Annotated in this window: 10 protein-coding genes and 1 pseudogene; 7 read left to right on the forward strand and 4 right to left on the reverse strand. The window is 66.4% G+C overall.

Translation table 11 applies throughout. The features are described 5' to 3' along the window. The first annotated feature begins 20 nt into the window (after nucleotides 1–20). Nucleotides 21–1,253 (forward strand): exonuclease subunit SbcD, encoded by a 1,233-nt coding sequence (gene sbcD, locus QY76_RS14835; protein WP_034163577.1) that lies wholly within the window; start codon nucleotides 21–23, stop codon nucleotides 1,251–1,253. Then, on the forward strand, nucleotides 1,250–4,951 hold the full coding sequence (locus QY76_RS14840) for an AAA family ATPase (RefSeq protein ID WP_049648894.1): 3,702 nt from the start codon (nucleotides 1,250–1,252) through the stop codon (nucleotides 4,949–4,951). Before sbcD ends, QY76_RS14840 begins: the two co-directional genes overlap by 4 nt. 24 nt (nucleotides 4,952–4,975) lie before the next feature. Here the strand turns inward: QY76_RS14840 and QY76_RS14845 are convergent, their stop codons facing one another. From QY76_RS14845 to mak, 3 genes are all read right to left on the reverse strand, one after another. Continuing rightward, nucleotides 4,976–5,323, reverse strand: coding sequence for a DUF1294 domain-containing protein (locus tag QY76_RS14845; protein ID WP_045424734.1), 348 nt, complete (start codon nucleotides 5,321–5,323; stop codon nucleotides 4,976–4,978). A gap of 108 nt (nucleotides 5,324–5,431) precedes the next feature. Next, nucleotides 5,432–5,899: a GyrI-like domain-containing protein gene (locus QY76_RS14850; protein ID WP_045424731.1), complete on the reverse strand. Its 468-nt coding sequence runs from the start codon at nucleotides 5,897–5,899 to the stop codon at nucleotides 5,432–5,434. Between the two features lie 73 nt (nucleotides 5,900–5,972). Then, nucleotides 5,973–6,878, reverse strand: coding sequence for a fructokinase (gene mak, locus QY76_RS14855; RefSeq protein WP_045424728.1), 906 nt, complete (start codon nucleotides 6,876–6,878; stop codon nucleotides 5,973–5,975). 121 nt (nucleotides 6,879–6,999) lie between these two features. Between mak and rdgC the strand changes: the two are divergent. Continuing rightward, nucleotides 7,000–7,910, forward strand: a pseudogene (gene rdgC / locus QY76_RS14860) (recombination-associated protein RdgC). Nucleotides 7,911–7,926: 16 nt separating this feature from the next. After that, entirely contained in the window at nucleotides 7,927–8,358 is a 432-nt protein-coding gene (locus QY76_RS14865; RefSeq protein ID WP_225865145.1) for an NUDIX domain-containing protein, read from the forward strand. Nucleotides 8,359–8,481: 123 nt separating this feature from the next. Here the strand turns inward: QY76_RS14865 and ppnP are convergent, their stop codons facing one another. Continuing rightward, nucleotides 8,482–8,769 (reverse strand): pyrimidine/purine nucleoside phosphorylase, encoded by a 288-nt coding sequence (gene ppnP / locus QY76_RS14870; RefSeq protein ID WP_034163584.1) that lies wholly within the window; start codon nucleotides 8,767–8,769, stop codon nucleotides 8,482–8,484. A 302-nt stretch (nucleotides 8,770–9,071) separates the two neighbouring features. On the opposite strand from ppnP, the gene QY76_RS14875 reads away from it, so the two are divergent. From QY76_RS14875 to mdtC, 3 genes are read left to right on the forward strand one after another with little or no spacing between them, the layout of a single operon-like run. Further along, a complete protein-coding gene (locus QY76_RS14875) occupies nucleotides 9,072–10,298 on the forward strand; it encodes an MdtA/MuxA family multidrug efflux RND transporter periplasmic adaptor subunit (protein ID WP_034163585.1) in 1,227 nt (408 codons plus the stop codon). Further along, nucleotides 10,295–13,423 (forward strand): MdtB/MuxB family multidrug efflux RND transporter permease subunit, encoded by a 3,129-nt coding sequence (locus QY76_RS14880; RefSeq protein ID WP_034163586.1) that lies wholly within the window; start codon nucleotides 10,295–10,297, stop codon nucleotides 13,421–13,423. The genes QY76_RS14875 and QY76_RS14880 overlap by 4 nt, the downstream gene beginning before the upstream one ends. Beyond that, nucleotides 13,420–16,500, forward strand: a complete 3,081-nt coding sequence (mdtC, locus tag QY76_RS14885; protein WP_045424718.1) for a multidrug efflux RND transporter permease subunit MdtC — start codon at nucleotides 13,420–13,422, stop codon at nucleotides 16,498–16,500. The genes QY76_RS14880 and mdtC overlap by 4 nt, the downstream gene beginning before the upstream one ends. Nucleotides 16,501–16,677: the final 177 nt, after the last annotated feature.

A 16,677-nucleotide genomic window follows, 5' to 3' on the forward strand; every position in this document is an offset into this window, starting at 1 on the left:
GTTGCCAAGCAAGGGACACCATGCGTCTGATCCATACCTCCGACTGGCACCTTGGCCAGCACTTCTACGGTAAAAGCCGCGCCGATGAACACCGTGTGTTTCTCGACTGGCTGCTGCTGCAGGCCGAGCAGCAGCAGGCCGACGCCATCATCGTGGCCGGCGATCTGTTCGATACCGGAACGCCGCCCAGCTATGCCCGCGAGCTGTACAACCGCTTTGTGGTGGCGCTGCAGGGGCGCGGCTGTCAGTTGATCGTCCTGGCGGGTAACCACGACTCGGTGGCGACCCTCAACGAGTCCCGCGAGCTGCTGGCCTGCCTGCATACCCAGGTGATCGCAGGCGCCCACGCCGACGATGCGCCGCTGCTGCTGCGACGACGCGACGGCAGCCCCGGCGCCATCCTGTGCGCCGTTCCCTTTCTGCGACCGCGCGACCTGCTGCAAAGCCGCGCCGGCCAGTCCGCCGCGGAGAAGCAGCAGGCGCTGCAGCAGGCCATCAGCGATCACTACCACACCCTGTATCAGCGTGCGCTGGCGCTGCAGGCCTCGCTGGCGCAGCCGCTACCGATCGTCGCCACCGGCCACCTGACCACCGTCGGCGTCAGCGGCTCCGAATCGGTGCGCGATATCTATATCGGCACGCTGGATGCCCTGCCGGCCAGCGCCTTTCCCCCGGCAGACTATATCGCCCTGGGACACATTCACCGCCCGCAGCGGGTCGGTCACGCGGAGCATATTCGCTACAGCGGCTCCCCGATCCCCCTGAGCTTTGACGAGTTGGGCAGCAGCAAAAGCGTCTGCCTGGTGACCTTAGCCTATGGCAGCGCGCCGCAGATAACCCAGTTGCCCGTCCCCCAGAGCCAGCCGATGCGCCTGCTCAAGGGCTCGCTGGCGGAGATTGGCGCGGCCATGGAGGCCCTGCGCCCCCTGGCGACGGACAAGCCGGTCTGGCTGGACATCGAGATCGACAGCGACGGCTGGCTCAGCGAAAGCGAACGCACGCTGCAGCAGCAGGCGGAGACGCTGCCGGTGGAGATCCTGCTGCTGCGGCGCAGCCGTGAGCAGCGCCAGCGCGCCCTGACCATGCAGGCCGGCGAGACCCTGAGCGAGCTGACCCCCGACGACGTATTTAGCCGACGCCTGGCGCTGGAGCAGGAGAGCGATCCCCAGCAACAGGCGCGGGCGCAGCGGCTGTTCCAGCAGGTGCTGCAGGAGATAACGCAGGACCCCGATACAGAGGAGACGCAGGCATGAGGATCCTCAGCCTACGCTTTAAGAACATCAACTCGCTGCGCGGCGAGTGGAAAATTGACTTCAGCGCCCCCCCTTTCTGCGATAGCGGACTGTTCGCCATTACCGGCGCCACCGGCGCGGGAAAAACCACCCTGCTGGACGCCATCTGCCTGGCGCTGTACCACCAAACCCCGCGTCTGGACACCATCTCCGCCAGCCAGAATGAGCTGATGACCCGCGGCACCGCCGAGTCCCTGGCCGAGGTGGAGTTTGAGGTAAAGGGGATAGGCTACCGCGCCTTTTGGAGCCAGCGCCGCGCTAACAACCGCCCCGACGGCAAGCTGCAGGCGATACGCGCCGAGCTAGCGCGGCTGGATGACGGTACGATCCTGTGCGATAAAATCAGCGATAAGCTAAAAACCATCGCTGAGCTGACCGGCCTGGACTTTGGCCGCTTTACCAAGTCGATGATGCTATCGCAGGGAGAGTTCGCCGCGTTCCTCAACGCCGATGCGGGCAAACGCGCCGAACTGCTGGAGGAGCTGACCGGTACCGAGATCTACGGGCGCCTCTCCGAGGCGGTCTTCGCCCGCTTTAAGCAGGCCAAGAGCGATCTGGATGCACTGCGCGAGCGCGCCGCCGGCGTTGAGCTGCTTAGCGAGGCCCAGCGCGAGGCGCTGCAGGCCAGTCTGAGCCACGCCCAAGCGCAGGAGCAGACGCTGCGCGCCCAGCTGACGCAGGCACAGCAACAGCAGGATTGGCTACGGCACCAGCAGGAGCGGCGCCAGACGCTGAGCCAGGCGCAGACGCAGGCCGCACAGGCCGAGCAACACTGGCTCGCCCTTCAGCCGCAGCTGCTGCAACTGACCCACGCCGAACCTGCGCTGCGGCTGCGGCCGTATTACCAAAGCCTGACGCAGGCCGAGGAGGATCTGCGCCAGGCAGACGCCCAACAGCAGCAGTTGGAGGCGCGCCTACAGACGGCGGCCGCCCAGCGGGATCCGCTGCAGCAGGCGCTACAGCAGGCCCAGCTCGCCTGGCAGCAGCTGCGCCAGCGCCGTGACGAAACGCAGGCGCTGATCGCCGAGCGGGTGCTGCCGCTGGACAATGCGCTGGGCAAACAGGAGGAGGCCGAGCAGCGGCTGTCGCAGCAGTGGCAGGAGAGTCAGCGCCAGCGGCAGGATCTGCAGGCGCAGCAACAGCAGCTCAGCGCGCAGCAGACGGCCCAGCGACAGCAGCAGGCCACGCTGCAGCGGCAGTTGGACGCCGACCGGCAGCACGCCCTGTGGGGCGAACGGCTGCCGCGCTGGCAGATGCTGCTGGAACGCCGCGGCGTACTCAGCGACGACGGGCTACGGCTGACCGCCGAACGGAAGCGGCTGCAGCAGGAGATACAACGCCTGTGCCACCAGCGCGATGCGCGCCAGGAGACCCTGCTTGGCCTGCAGCAGGACGAGCAGCGCCTGCGTCAGACGCTGGAGACGCAGGAGGCCGAGCTGCTGGCGTGGCAGCGCCACCACCCCGCCGAACAGGTCACGCAGGCGCGTACGACCCTGCAGCAAGGCGATGACGATCGCCAGCAGCTGATCGCGCTGCAGCCGCTGGCCCTGCAGGAGATGGCCCGCATACAGGCGCTGCAGGCGCGCGATGGCGCGCTGCAGCGCGAGCGGCTGATCCTGGAGCAGCAGCTCGCGGAGAAGCGGCGTCAGTACGCGGACAAGCGCCAGCACCTACAGGATCTGGAGCAGCAGATAACGCTGCAGATGCGACTGATCAGCCTGGAGACGGAGCGCGCCAGCCTGCGCGAGGGCGAGCCCTGCCCGCTGTGCGGCGCACGCGATCACCCGCTGGCGGCCAGCTACCAGCCCCCGGCACTCAGCGACAGCCAACGGCGCCGCGATCGCCTCAGCCAGGAGGTCGAGCGCCTGGGACGGGAGGGCGGCGCGCTGAGCGAACGCGTGGCCCATACCACGGCGCAGTGCGCCCAGTTGGACAGCGAAGCCCAGCAGCTGCAGCAGACGCTGGCCCAGCAGCGCGCGCGCTGGCAGCAGAGCTGTGACGCGCTGGGGCTAGCCCTGACGCTGGAGGATGAGACGGCCCTCGCCGACTACCTGCAGCGCTGCGCCCAGCGGCGCCGCGAGCTAGACAGCCTGCAGGCCCAGGGAGAGGCCCGGGCACAGCGCCTGCAGCTGGCGCGCGATGCCCTGACCCAGGCCAGCGGGCGACTGAGCCAGGAGCAGCATGTGCAAAGCCTGCTGCTGCAGACGCTGCAAACCCAGGAGGCCCGCCGCGCGGAGTGCGAGCTCCAGTGGCAACAGACCGAACAGGCGCAGCAGCGTCTGACACAGCAGATAAACGACGATCTGGCCGCCGGCGGACTGACGGCGCCCGACGCCGCACAGAGCGAACGCTGGCTGGCGGCGCGGCGCGACGAGTGGCAGCGTTGGCAGCAGGCGCAGGAGCAGCACCAGCAGCTGCAGACCCAGTCGCTCAGCGTAGAGCAGCAGCTACACCTGCTGCAACAGCAGCTGACGACGCAGACGCGGCACCACGAGGCGCTGACGCACGAGCGCCAGGCGTTGGATGAACAGCGGGCCCTTCTGCTGGCCCAGCGGCGCGCCCTGCTCGACGGCCGCCCGATCGCGGACGTTCAGGCCGAGCTGCTGCGCCAGGAGCAGGCGCTGGAGCAGCGCCAGAGCGCCGCGCTGGCGGAGAGTCAGCGCTGGCAGCAGCAGTATGAGCGACTGGAGGGCGAGCTGAACGCCGCCCGCCAGCAGCAGCAGACGCTGACCCAGCGCCTGCTGCCGCTGCGCCAGCGCTGGCAGGCCGCGCTGGCCGACTCCCCCTTTGACGACGCCGCCGCTCTGCTGGCCGCGATGCTAACGGAAGAGGAGCAGCGGCAGCTTACGGCGCTGCGCGACGACGCCCAGCGCCAACGCCAGCAAAGCGCGGCCCTGCTGGCGCTGGCGCAGCAGGCCGTTGCCCAGGGGGAAGCGGCCCGCCCGCAGAAATTGCACACCGACGACGCCGACCCATGGCTGGAGCAGCGCTGTAGCGCGCTGACGCAGCAGCTGCGCCAGCACAGCCTGCAGCAGGGCGAACTGCAGCAGCAGCTGCACAGCGACACCCAGCGACGCCACAGCCAGCGGGGCTGGCTGGCCGAGATAGCTCAGCGCGAACGGGCGTATCAGGACTGGAGCTACCTCAATCAGCTGATCGGTTCCAGCAGCGGCGACAAGTTCCGCAAGTTTGCCCAGGGGCTGACGCTGGATCACCTGGTCTATCTGGCCAACCGCCAGCTGATGCGCCTGCACGGGCGCTACCAGCTGCTGCGCCGGGAGGGGGACACTCTGGAACTGGAGGTCGTCGATACCTGGCAGGCGGATGCGCGGCGCGATACCCGCACCCTCTCCGGCGGCGAAAGCTTCCTGGTCAGCCTGTCCCTGGCCCTGGCCCTATCGGATCTGGTCAGCCACAAGACCCGCATCGACTCGCTGTTTCTGGATGAGGGATTTGGCACGCTGGATGCCGAAACGCTGGATACCGCGCTGGACGCGCTGGATACCCTGAACGCCAGCGGCAAAACCATCGGCGTCATCAGCCACGTCGAGGCGATGAAGGAGCGGATTCCACTACAGATCCGGGTGAAGAAAATCAACGGGCTGGGCTTTAGCCGCCTCGACAGTCGCTATCGCGTCAGCGGTGACGGAGAGCCATAAGCCGGCGCGGACGCCGGCGTGCCGCTACAGCAGCCAGCGCCCGTACAGCCAGTACCAGAGGATCAGCAGCAGCGCCAGGTTGGCCACCACCGACAGCATGAAGGCGTTGCGGAACGCCACCTTACGGGTTTTATGATGGAACAGCGCCTGGCCGAGCAGCCCCCCCGGCCAGCCGCCGAGGACGCCGCCGAGCAGCAGCGTGCGCTCGGGAACACGCCAGCGCGCCTGCACCGCCGCCAGCTTGTCATAGCCGTACATCAGCAGGGTCCACAGGTTCACCAACGCCAGCCAACACCACAGCGGATGGGGCGTCAGCAGACAGGACGGCAGCGCCAGCGCCAATGCACCATCGCAGATCAGGGTCTGTTTCATTTAATTGCAATAAACTGTGACAAATTCCGCCTATATTCGCGCGTCCGCGGCGAAACTACAATTGCCGGGGCGTCGCTCCGGCGCCCCGGCGGTGGAAACGAGGCATTTTCAGCTTTTTCTGACCGGCACACCCAGCTCCAGCAGCCACTCACCGCTGGCTCGGCCATCGCTCAGATAGCGCTCAAAGCAGGGGCCGCCGTCCGGACGATAGCCGCTGGCGGGCAGCGCCTGGTCAAACAGCGCTATCCACGGCGTAGCAAAGTCATTATCGATGACCCGCACCTGCGCCAGCACATACAGTCCCCCGGCCAGAACGTCCCGCCGGATCCCGGACGCCTCGGCATCCGGCGGGAGCGTCGTCGTCGCCGTCGTCAGGGCGACGTCCGCCCGCAGCGCGTCTGGCGCGACCTCGCGGGGATTATCATAGTACAGCGCCATCCACTGCCCCCGCAGGCCATGACGCGTCGACCACGCCATCAGCCGCTCAAATCCCGGCCCCAACGACTGCGCAAACGGCCCCCGCACGCGCAGGGCGAACAGCGGCTGCGCCGCCAGACTCACGATCTTGACCTGCATACCCATCGTCTCCCCTCTTCTCGCGCCACGGCGGCGCCCCTGCCAGTATGGCAACTCTCCGGCCATCCCGCCGTTACGCGGGCCACAGCCACGCGGCGCCGCGTACCCCGCTGGCATCGCCGTGCTGCGCCGGACGAATCGGGGTGTGGCACTCGCCGCCGAACACCCAAGGGGTGATCAGATCCGGCAGGGTGCGATACAGACGGCTCACGTTGCTCATGCCGCCGCCCAGCACGATCACGTCCGGATCCAGCGTGTTAATAGTCTGCGCCAGCGCACGCGCCAGACGCTGCTCATAGCGGGCAATGGCCGCCAGGGCCGACGCATCGCCCGCGTCGGCCTGCGCCATGATCTGCGTCCCGTCAAGCGCCGCGCCGCCGTGGCGTCGGTAGTCGGCGCAGAATCCGCTGCCGGAGACAAAGGTTTCAATGCAGCCCTGTTTGCCACAGTAGCAGGGCGCCGCCGCTGACGCCGCCCGTTCGGCCTCATCCTGCCAGGGTAAGGGATTATGCCCCCACTCGCCGGCGATGCCGTTACCGCCGGCGTGTACCCGACCATCCAGCGCAATCCCCGCGCCGCAGCCGGTGCCGATAATCACGGCAAAGACCACCCGGGCGCCGGCCGCCGCGCCGTCGGTTGCCTCCGATACCGCCAGACAGTTCGCATCGTTGGCCAGTCGCACCTCCCTTTTCAGCAGGGCGGAGAGGTCGGCGTCCAGCGTCGAGCCGTTCAGCCAGGTCGAGTTGGCATTCTTTACCCGCCCGCTAAACGGGGACAGCGTACCGGGAATACCGACCCCGACCGAGCCGCGCCGGCCGCAGTGCGCCTCGGCGTCCGCCACCAGCTGGGCGATCGCCGCCAGCGTCGCCGCATAGTCATAGCGCGGGGTGGCAACCCGCCGCCGAAACAGGGTTTCCCCGCGCTCCCCCAAAGCCTGCACCTCAATCTTGGTGCCGCCCAAATCAATCCCGATACGCATCGGCCTCTCCTGTATCACTCATCCGTCGCCCATAGTAGCGGAGTTTTTCCGTGAAGAAACGGGGAGAATTCGCTATCATTGACGCCGCTAACTCCCACCTTTTTTTCCGGAAAAATGCCTCATGCTCTGGTTTAAGAACCTGTTAATTTACCGTCTGAACCGTGAAATTCCGCTGGTGGCGCAAGAGATGGAGTCCCAGCTCAGCGCCATGGCATTTACCCCCTGCGGCAGTCAGGATATGTCGCGCACCGGCTGGGTTCCCCCCTCGGCGGCGGCAGCGACGCGCTGACCCACTGCGCCAACGGGCAGATCCTGCTGTGTGCGCGCAAAGAGGAGAAGATCCTGCCGGCGCCGGTGTTGAAGCAGGCGCTGCAGGCCAAAATCGAGAGGCTAGAGGGTGAACAGCACCGCAAGCTGAAAAAAACCGAAAAAGACGCGCTGAAGGATGAGGTACTGCACAGCCTGCTGCCGCGCGCCTTCAGCCGTTTTAACCAGACCTGGCTGTGGATCGACAGCGTCAACAATCTAATCATGCTGGACGCCGCCAGCGCCAAGCGGGCGGAAGATGTGCTAGCGCTGCTGCGCAAGAGCCTGGGCTCACTGCCCGTCGTGCCGCTGACGCTGGATAAACCCATCGAGATGACCCTGACCGAATGGGTGCGCAGCGGCAACACCCCGGCGGGCTTCAGCCTACAGGACGAGGCCGAGCTGAAGGCCATCCTAGAAGAGGGCGGCGTTATCCGCTGCAAACAGCAGGCACTGGTGTGCGACGAGATCGCCGTGCATATCGAGGCCGGAAAGCTGGTGACCAAGCTGGCGCTGGACTGGCGCGAACGCATTCAGCTGGTGCTGGCCGACGACGGCGCCATTAAGCGCCTGAAGTTCTCGGAAACCCTGCGCGATCAGAATGAAGATATCGATCGCGAGGACGCCGCCCTGCGCTTTGACGCCGACTTCGCCCTGATGACCGGCGAGCTGGCGGTATTGATCGACGAACTGATCGCCGCCCTGGGCGGTGAGGCGGCGCAGTAAACGCCGGGGGGCAACCGTGTCTGAACATGCGATGATCTACCATGCGGTATACCTGATCCTGGAGCGCGACGGCCGCTTTCTGCTGGCCCGCCGCGCCAATACCGGCTTTGCCGATGGCTGTTGGTCGCTGCCGGCCGGGCACGTCGAAGCGGGCGAATCCGCGCGCCAGGCGATGGCGCGCGAGGCGCAGGAGGAGATCGGACTGACGCGGGATCCCGCCGCGCTGCGCCATGTCTATACCCTGCACCGCCGCAGCGCCGATCGCACCTATGTCGACCAGTGGTTTTATCTGGCGGACGACGACGCCGTCATCGATAACCGGGAGCCGCACAAGTGCGCCGCGCTGAGCTGGTTCGCCCCCGATGCGCTGCCGCAGGAGACCCTGCCCTACGTACGCCGGGTGCTGACGGAGTTTCGCCACGGTCACTATGGTGAGATGGGATTCTAGGACAGGTGCAGTAACCGAGCGTGAGCGGCGCTGGCGCGCATAGGATACGACCCAGCGGCGAATGCCGCCGTCTGGGTCAGATGAACAGGCGAGGGCGGCGCGCCGCCCTCGCCCGTCAGACGATCAGCTCAGATACTTGCACAGGTAGGCGCTGGGCTCCGCGACCTGCAGGTTAAACTCGCTGTGCCCCGGCACAAAAAAGGTCTCTCCCGGGGTAAACACCTGCCAGTCCGGCGCACCGGGGATCAGCACGCGCAGCGCGCCGGTCACCACCGTCATCTCCTCCGGTCGATCCGTGGTAAAGGTATACTCGCCCTTTTCCATTACTCCCACGCTGGCGCGGCCGATACTGCCGCTGTCATAGCCAATCGACTTCACTTTCCCTGCAAAATACTCATTAACATTCAGCATAGTGTGGCCTCTTTAACGTGAGTAGTCGTCTCATCTTGGTCAAAAAAACGGGGACTGTCACGCGCCGTTTCTTCAGGGTGCGATCGCCAGCGCGGGCGCGCGCGACGATCGGCTAAAAAAGCGCCGATGCGCGACGGTTTTCCATTGCGAGGCGCACGATTTTCATATTTCCTCCATTTTGCCGCCGCCGCAAACGGCTACAATACACTTACGGTCATGCGGGGCTGCGCTCGACGCCCCGCTCGGCCTCTTTTTCATCATGGATACCGCCCATCGGGCGCCTGCAGGAGAATTACCGTCACATGAGCGTCCTATCCGCACTCTCTTCCCGGCGCGCCAAGCTCTGCGGGCTCTTGATTCTGATTCTGCTGCTCCTGCTGGGCGCGTTCGCCTGGCAGCATATCGCCTCTGCGCCGTCCGCCGGCGAGAGTCCGGTGCGCCAGCGCGACGCCAGACCGGGGCGCGGCATGGCGCAGAGCGTTCCCGTGCAGGCGGCGGCCGTACGCCGCGCCGCGCAGGACAGCTACCTCAACGGGCTGGGCACCGTCACCGCCTCCAATACCGTGACCGTACGCAGCCGGGTCGATGGCCAGCTGATGAAGCTGCACTTCACGGAGGGGCAGCAGGTGAAAGCCGGCGATCTGCTGGCTGAAATCGACCCGCGTCCGTTCCAGATCCAGCTGCAGCAGGCCCAGGGAGCGCTGGCGCGCGATACCGCGCTGCTGGACAACGCCCGACGCGATCTAGCGCGCTACCAGCGTCTCGCCAAAGATAATTTGGTCTCGCGCCAGGAGCTGGATACCCAGGCTTCGCTGGTCGCCCAGACACAGGCCAGTCTGGTCAGCGATCGGGCCAACGTGGATAGCGCCCAGCTACAGCTGGACTACAGCCGTATCCGGGCGCCGGGCGATGGCCGCGCCGGCCTCCGTCAGGTCGATGAGGGCAACTATATCAGCAGCGCGGACACCAATGGCTTGGTGGTGCTGACCCAAACCCACCCCATCGACGTACTGTTCACCCTGCCGGAAGGGGATATTCCCCGCCTGCAGCAGGCGCTGCAGCGCCAGGGAACGCTGGTTGCCGAGGCCTGGGATCGCAGCGATCGCCAGCGCCTGGCGACGGGCCACCTGCTCAGCCTGGACAACCAGATAGACACCGCGACCGGAACCCTGAAGATCAAGGCCCGCTTCGATAATCAGGACGATCGCCTGTTCCCCAATCAGTTCGTCAACCTGCGCCTGCAGGTCGCCAGCCAGGCGCCGGTGCTGCTGGTTCCCGCGGCGGCGGTACAGACCGGCCGCGAGGGGCGCTTTGTCTGGGTGGTCGACGCCGAGAACAGGGTGCATAAGCGCAGCCTCAGCGTCGGCGCGCGCGACGGCGACGCGCTGGTGGTGCAACAGGGGGTCGACGCGGGCGACAAGGTGGTCACCGACGGCATCGATCGGCTGACGGAGGGAGGCCAGGTCGACATCATCGCCGCACAGCGCCATGACGCCGCCGCGGACCACGGGGATACCCCGCAGCCATGAGCCAGACACCCGCCTCCCCGGCTCCGCGCGGCGGCGGCCCCTCGCGCCTGTTTATTCTGCGCCCGGTCGCCACCACGCTATTGATGATCGCCATTCTGCTGGCCGGCCTGGTCGCCTACCGCGCCCTGCCGGTGTCGGCGCTACCGCAGGTCGACTACCCGACCATTCAGGTGGTCACCCTGTATCCCGGCGCCAGCCCCGACGTGACCGCCTCGGCGATCACCGCCCCGCTGGAGCGCCAGTTCGGCCAGATGTCCGGCCTGCAGCAGATGTCGTCGCAGAGCAGCGGCGGCGCATCGGTGATCACGCTGCAGTTCCAGCTGTCGCTGGCACTGGACGTCGCGGAGCAGGAGGTGCAGGCGGCGATCAACGCCGCGACCAATCTGCTGCCGAACGATCTTCCCTATCCTCCGATCTACAGCAAGGTCAACCCCGCCGATCCGCCGATCCTGACGCTGGCGGTGGTCTCCGATGCCCTCAGCCTGCCACAGGTCGAAGATCTGGTGGAGACGCGAATATCCCAGAAGATCGCGCAGGTCGGCGGCGTCGGGCTGGTTACCCTGGCCGGCGGCCAGCGCCCGGCCGTGCGCGTGCGTCTGAACGGCACGGCCGCCGCGGCCTATGGCCTCAGCAGCGAGGCTGTCCGCAGCGCCATCGCCAGCGCCAACGTGAATTCGCCCAAGGGGAGCCTGGACGGCCCTACCCGAGCCATCACCCTGAACGCTAACGATCAGCTGAGATCGGCGCAGGAGTACCAGAACCTGATCGTCGCCTACCGCAGCGGCGCACCGGTCTACCTGCGCGATATCGCCAGCGTCGAGCAAGGGGCGGAAAACACCCAGCTGGCCGCCTGGGCCAATAATCATCCGGCCATCGTCATCAACGTGCAGCGCCAGCCCGGCGCCAACGTCATCGCCACGGCCGATGCCGTGCTGGCCCAGCTGCCGCAGCTGCGCGAAAGCCTGCCCGCCTCGGTCAAAATCAGCGTCCTGAACGACCGCACCCAGACCATCCGCGCCTCCGTCAGCGACGTGCGCCACGAGCTGCTGCTGGCCGTCGCGTTGGTGGTGATGGTGATCTACCTGTTCCTGCGTAACCTGCCCGCGACCCTGATCCCCGGCGTCGCCGTTCCGCTGTCGCTGATCGGCACCTTCGCCGCGATGTATTTTCTGGGGTTTTCGATCAATAACCTGACGCTGATGGCGTTGACCATCGCCACCGGCTTCGTGGTGGACGACGCCATCGTGGTGATCGAAAACATCGAGCGTCACCTGGAGAACGGCGATCCGCCCCTGCGCGCCGCCCTGAAAGGCGCCGGTGAAATCGGCTTCACCATTATCTCGCTGACCTTCTCCCTGATCGCCGTGCTGATCCCGCTGCTGTTTATGGGCGATATTATCGGTCGGCTGTTCCGCGAATTCGCCGTCACGCTGGCGGTCGCCATTCTGATCTCCGCCGTCGTCTCCCTGACCCTGACGCCGATGATGTGCGCCCGTCTGCTGAGCCAGGAGAGCCTGCGGCGCCAAAACCGCTTCTCGCTGGCCTGCGAGCGGCAATTCCAGCGCCTGATCGCGGGCTATGGCCGCGCGCTGCGCCTGGCGCTACGCCATCCGCGGCTCACCCTGGGCGTCGCCGTCGCCACCCTGATGCTGACGGTGTTGCTCTACCTCATCATCCCCAAGGGGTTCTTCCCGCAGCAGGATAACAGCCTGATCCAGGGCACGGTGTATGCCCCGCAGTCGATCTCCTTCAGCGCCATGGCCGAGCGCCAGCGTCAGCTGAGCGAAGCATTGCTGCGCGATCCGGACGTGGCCAGCGTCAGCGCCTTCGTCGGCGTCGACGGCGTCAACCCGACTCTCAACAGCGGGCGGCTGCAGATCGTCTTAAAACCGCTGGCCGACCGCCGCGATCGCATCGATCGCATCATCCCCCGCCTGCAGGCGCTGGCGGCCCGGGTCGGCGGCATCTCGCTGTATCTACAGCCGGTACAGGACATGACCATCGATACCCTGCCGGGCCGCGCCCGCTATCCCTTCACCCTGCAGGCCATGTCGCTGGATGAGCTCCAGACCTGGGTGCCGCGCCTGCAGGCGCGTCTCGCCCAGTCGCCGATGCTGAAAGAGGTGAACAGCGACTGGCAGGATCAGGGGCTGGTGGCGTACGTCAACGTCAACCGCGACAGCGCCAGCCGCCTTGGCATCGCGATGCAGGACGTTGACAACGCCCTGTATAACGCCTTTGGCCAGCGCCTGATCTCCACCATCTATACCCAGTCCAACCAGTATAGGGTGGTGCTGGAGCAGGAGCGCGCCCATCAGGAGGGTCTGACGGCGCTGCAGCGCATCTACCTGACCGCCGCCGACGGCAGCGCCATTCCACTGGCCAGCATCGCCACCGTTGAGCAGCGCCACGGCGTGCTGGCGATAAACCACCTCGACCAGTTTCCCTCGGCGACCCTCTCCTTCAACGTCCCCGACGGCTACACGCTGGAGCAGGCCATCGCCGAAATCGACGCCGCCCGACGCGCTATCGGGATGCCGGCCGACATGACGCTGCACTTCCAGGGCGCGGCCCTGGCGTTCCAGAGCGCGCTAGACAGCACGCTGTGGCTGATTCTGGCGGCCATCGTGGCGATGTATATCGTGCTGGGGATTCTGTATGAAAGCTTTATTCACCCGATCACCATTCTCTCGACCCTGCCGTCGGCCGGGGTCGGCGCCCTGCTGGCGCTGATGTTGAGCGGGCAGGCGCTGGATGTGATCGCCATCATCGGTATCATCCTGCTGATCGGCATCGTGAAGAAGAACGCCATCATGATGATCGACTTCGCCCTGGCGGCGGAGCGCACGCAGGGCATGGCGCCGCGCGACGCTATCTATCAGGCCTGTCTGCTGCGCTTTCGCCCGATTCTGATGACCACCCTGGCTGCCCTGCTGGGCGCCCTGCCGCTGATGTTCAGCCAGGGGGTCGGGGCGGAGCTGCGTCAGCCTCTGGGGATCTGCATGGTCGGCGGGCTGATCGTCAGCCAGATCCTGACCCTGTTCACCACCCCGGTCATCTACCTGGCCTTCGATCGCCTGGCGCGTAACACCCGTCGCCCGGCGCGGGGAGTCCCGGCGCGATGAGCGGCTTCGCCCTGTTTATCAACCGTCCGGTGGCCACCAGCCTACTGGCGCTGGCGATCACCCTGGCGGGGCTGCTCGGCCTGCGCCTGCTGCCGGTCGCCCCGCTGCCGCAGGTGGATTTCCCGGTGATCATGGTCAGCGCCTCCCTGCCGGGCGCCTCGGCAGAGACCATGGCCGCCTCGGTCGCGACTCCGCTGGAGCGGGCGCTGGGGCGCATCGCCGGGGTCAATGAGATGACCTCCAGCAGCAGCCTGGGCACCACCCGCATCATTTTACAGTTCAATCTCGACCGAAATATCGATGGCGCGGCGCGCGATGTCCAGGCCGCACTGAACGCCGCCCAGAGCCTACTGCCCTCCGGCATGCCGGCGCGCCCCAGCTACCGCAAGGCCAACCCCTCCGATGCGCCCATCGCGATCCTGACGCTGACCTCGACGCAGTATACCCAGGGGGATCTCTACGATCTGGCCTCCACCCGTCTGGCGCAGAAAATCGCCCAAATCGACGGCGTCGGCGATGTCTCGGTCGGCGGCAGCTCCTTGCCCGCGGTACGCATCGATCTCAATCCCGACGCCCTATTCAATCAGGGAACCTCGCTGGATACGGTGCGTCAGGCCATCGCCAGCGCCAACGTCCGCCGCCCGCTGGGCGCCGTCGCCGATGACGGGCGCCGCTGGCAGGTGCAGAGCAACGATGCGCTGATGACGGCGCAGGAGTACCGTCCGCTGATCATCCGCTACCGCGACGGCGCGGCGCTCAGGCTGCAGGATGTCGCCCAGATCAGCGACGGCGTCGAGGATGTCCGCAACGCCGGAATGAGCAACGGCCAGCCGGCGATCCTCATCATGATCCGCCGCAGCGCCGACGCCAATATCATTGAAACCGTCGATCGGCTGCGCAGCGACCTCCCGGCGCTGCGGGCGCTGCTGCCCGGCGGGGTCTCCCTGGATATCGCACAGGAGCGAACCCCGACCATCCGCGCCTCCCTGCGCGAGGTCGAGCAGTCGCTGGCTATCGCCATCGGCCTGGTGATCCTGGTGGTGTTCCTGTTTCTACGCTCCGCCCGCGCCACGCTGATCCCGGCGGTCACGGTGCCGGTTTCGCTTATCGGCACCTGCGCCGCCATCTATCTGTGCGGCTTTAGTCTGAACAACCTGTCGCTGATGGCCCTGACCATCGCCAGCGGGTTCGTGGTGGATGACGCCATCGTGGTTCTGGAAAACATCGCCCGCCACATCGAGAACGGCCTGCACCCCCGCCGCGCCGCGCTGGTCGGCGTACGCGAGGTGGGCTTTACCGTCTTCTCCATCAGCCTGTCGCTGGTCGCCGTCTTTATTCCGCTGCTGTTTATGGGCGGTATTCCCGGACGCCTGTTTCATGAGTTCGCCATCACGCTGTCGGTCTCCATCGCCATCTCACTGCTGATCGCGCTGACCCTGACGCCGATGATGTGCGCTCGCCTGCTGCGCCCACGCCGCGACGGTGGTGGTGCGCGCCCGACCCTCCTACGCCGCCTGTCGGCACAGCTGCAGCGGGGCTATGCCCGCTCCCTGAGCTGGACGCTGGACCACGCCCGCTGGGTTCTGCTGATGCTGCTGGCGGTGATCGGGTTAAACATCTGGCTGTATATCAGCATTCCAAAAACCTTCTTTCCCCAGCAGGACACCGGGCGACTGATGGGCTTTATTCAGGCCGATCAGAGCATCTCGTTTCAGGCCATGCGCGGTAAGCTGCAGGACTTTATGCGCATCGTGCGCGCCGATCCCGACGTAGACAACGTCACCGGCTTCACCGGCGGCGCCCGCGTCAACAGCGGAATGATGTTTATCGCCCTTAAGCCGCAGGGAGAGCGTAAACAGGATGCCCAACAGGTCATCGCCCGTCTGCGCGCTAAGCTGGCCCACGAGCCGGGCGCGAACCTGTTTCTGATGGCGGTGCAGGATATTCGGGCGGGAGGTCGCCAGGGCAACGCCAGCTATCAGTACACCCTGCTGTCGGACGATCTCGCCGTCCTGCGCCGCTGGGAGCCGCAGATACGCAAGGCGCTCGCCGCCCTGCCCCAGCTGACCGATGTCAGCACCGATCAGCAGGACAAGGGGGCAGAGATGCTGCTGACCTACGATCGCCCGACCATGGCGCGGCTGGGGATCAACGTCAGCGAGGTCAACACGTTGCTGAGCAATGCCTTTGGTCAGCGCCAAATCTCCACCCTCTACCAGCCGCTTAACCAATACCACGTGGTGATGGAGGTCGATCCGCGCTACGCCCAGGATGAGCGGGCGCTGGATAAGATGTTTATCATCAATCAGGCCGGACAGCCGATCCCGCTGTCCGGGTTCGCCAGCTGGCTGCCGGCCAACGCGCCGCTGTCGGTTAACCATCAGGGGCTGAGCGCCGCGGCCACCATCTCCTTCAACCTGCCGCCGGACGGCTCGCTCTCCGACGCCAGCGATGCCATTGAGCGCGCCATGACCGCCCTGGGCGCCCCGCCCTCCCTGCGCGGCACCTTTGCCGGCACCGCCCTGCTGTTTCAGCAGGCGCAGAGCAGCCAGCTGCTCCTGATCCTGGCCGCCATCGCCACGGTCTATATCGTGCTGGGCATACTGTATGAAAGCTATATCCATCCGCTGACCATCCTGTCGACCCTGCCGTCGGCCGGGGTCGGCGCCCTGCTGGCGCTGATGCTGTTCAACGCGCCCTTCAGCCTGATCGCGCTGATCGGCATCATGCTGCTGATAGGGCTGGTGAAGAAAAACGCCATTCTGCTGGTCGACTTTGCCCTGACGGCGGAGCGAGAGCAGCATCTAAGCGCCCGCGACGCCATCTATCAGGCCTGTCAGCTGCGCTTTCGTCCGATTCTGATGACCACGCTGGCCGCCCTGTTCGGCGCGCTGCCGCTAGCCTTCAGCTACGGCGACGGCGCCGAGCTGCGCCAGCCGCTGGGCATCACCATCGTCGGCGGCCTGCTGGTCAGCCAGATCCTGACGCTGTACACCACCCCGGTGGTCTACCTGTATATGGAGAGGCTGCGTGCCCGCGTCAGCCGGCAGAAAGCCCTGCCGCCGCTGGTGCACTGAGCCCGCGAAGGCGGAGCGCGATGCCTGAACGCCGCGTATCCGTCCGTGGACGGCAGACCGCGCGGCCGCCGACGGGGCTCCACACACGGACGGTGATCACTCGGCGTCCGCCACGCCGCGGGCGTGCCGCTCGTCCGGCGCGCCTTTATCTTGGTCTATCGGGCTATCGCCGTTATT

This window comes from Edwardsiella sp. EA181011 (assembly GCF_000800725.1).
Lineage (GTDB): Bacteria > Pseudomonadota > Gammaproteobacteria > Enterobacterales > Enterobacteriaceae > Edwardsiella > Edwardsiella anguillarum.

What these genes read in the sequence shown, in the direction of transcription:
- sbcD (WP_034163577.1), top strand. Translation starts at nt 21, where the DNA reads ATGCGTCTGATCCATACCTCCGACTGGCACCTTGGCCAGCACTTCTAC.
- QY76_RS14840 (WP_049648894.1), top strand. Translation starts at nt 1,250, where the DNA reads ATGAGGATCCTCAGCCTACGCTTTAAGAACATCAACTCGCTGCGCGGC.
- QY76_RS14845 (WP_045424734.1), bottom strand. Translation starts at nt 5,323, where the DNA reads ATGAAACAGACCCTGATCTGCGATGGTGCATTGGCGCTGGCGCTGCCG.
- QY76_RS14850 (WP_045424731.1), bottom strand. Translation starts at nt 5,899, where the DNA reads ATGCAGGTCAAGATCGTGAGTCTGGCGGCGCAGCCGCTGTTCGCCCTG.
- mak (WP_045424728.1), bottom strand. Translation starts at nt 6,878, where the DNA reads ATGCGTATCGGGATTGATTTGGGCGGCACCAAGATTGAGGTGCAGGCT.
- ppnP (WP_034163584.1), bottom strand. Translation starts at nt 8,769, where the DNA reads ATGCTGAATGTTAATGAGTATTTTGCAGGGAAAGTGAAGTCGATTGGC.
- QY76_RS14875 (WP_034163585.1), top strand. Translation starts at nt 9,072, where the DNA reads ATGAGCGTCCTATCCGCACTCTCTTCCCGGCGCGCCAAGCTCTGCGGG.
- QY76_RS14880 (WP_034163586.1), top strand. Translation starts at nt 10,295, where the DNA reads ATGAGCCAGACACCCGCCTCCCCGGCTCCGCGCGGCGGCGGCCCCTCG.
- mdtC (WP_045424718.1), top strand. Translation starts at nt 13,420, where the DNA reads ATGAGCGGCTTCGCCCTGTTTATCAACCGTCCGGTGGCCACCAGCCTA.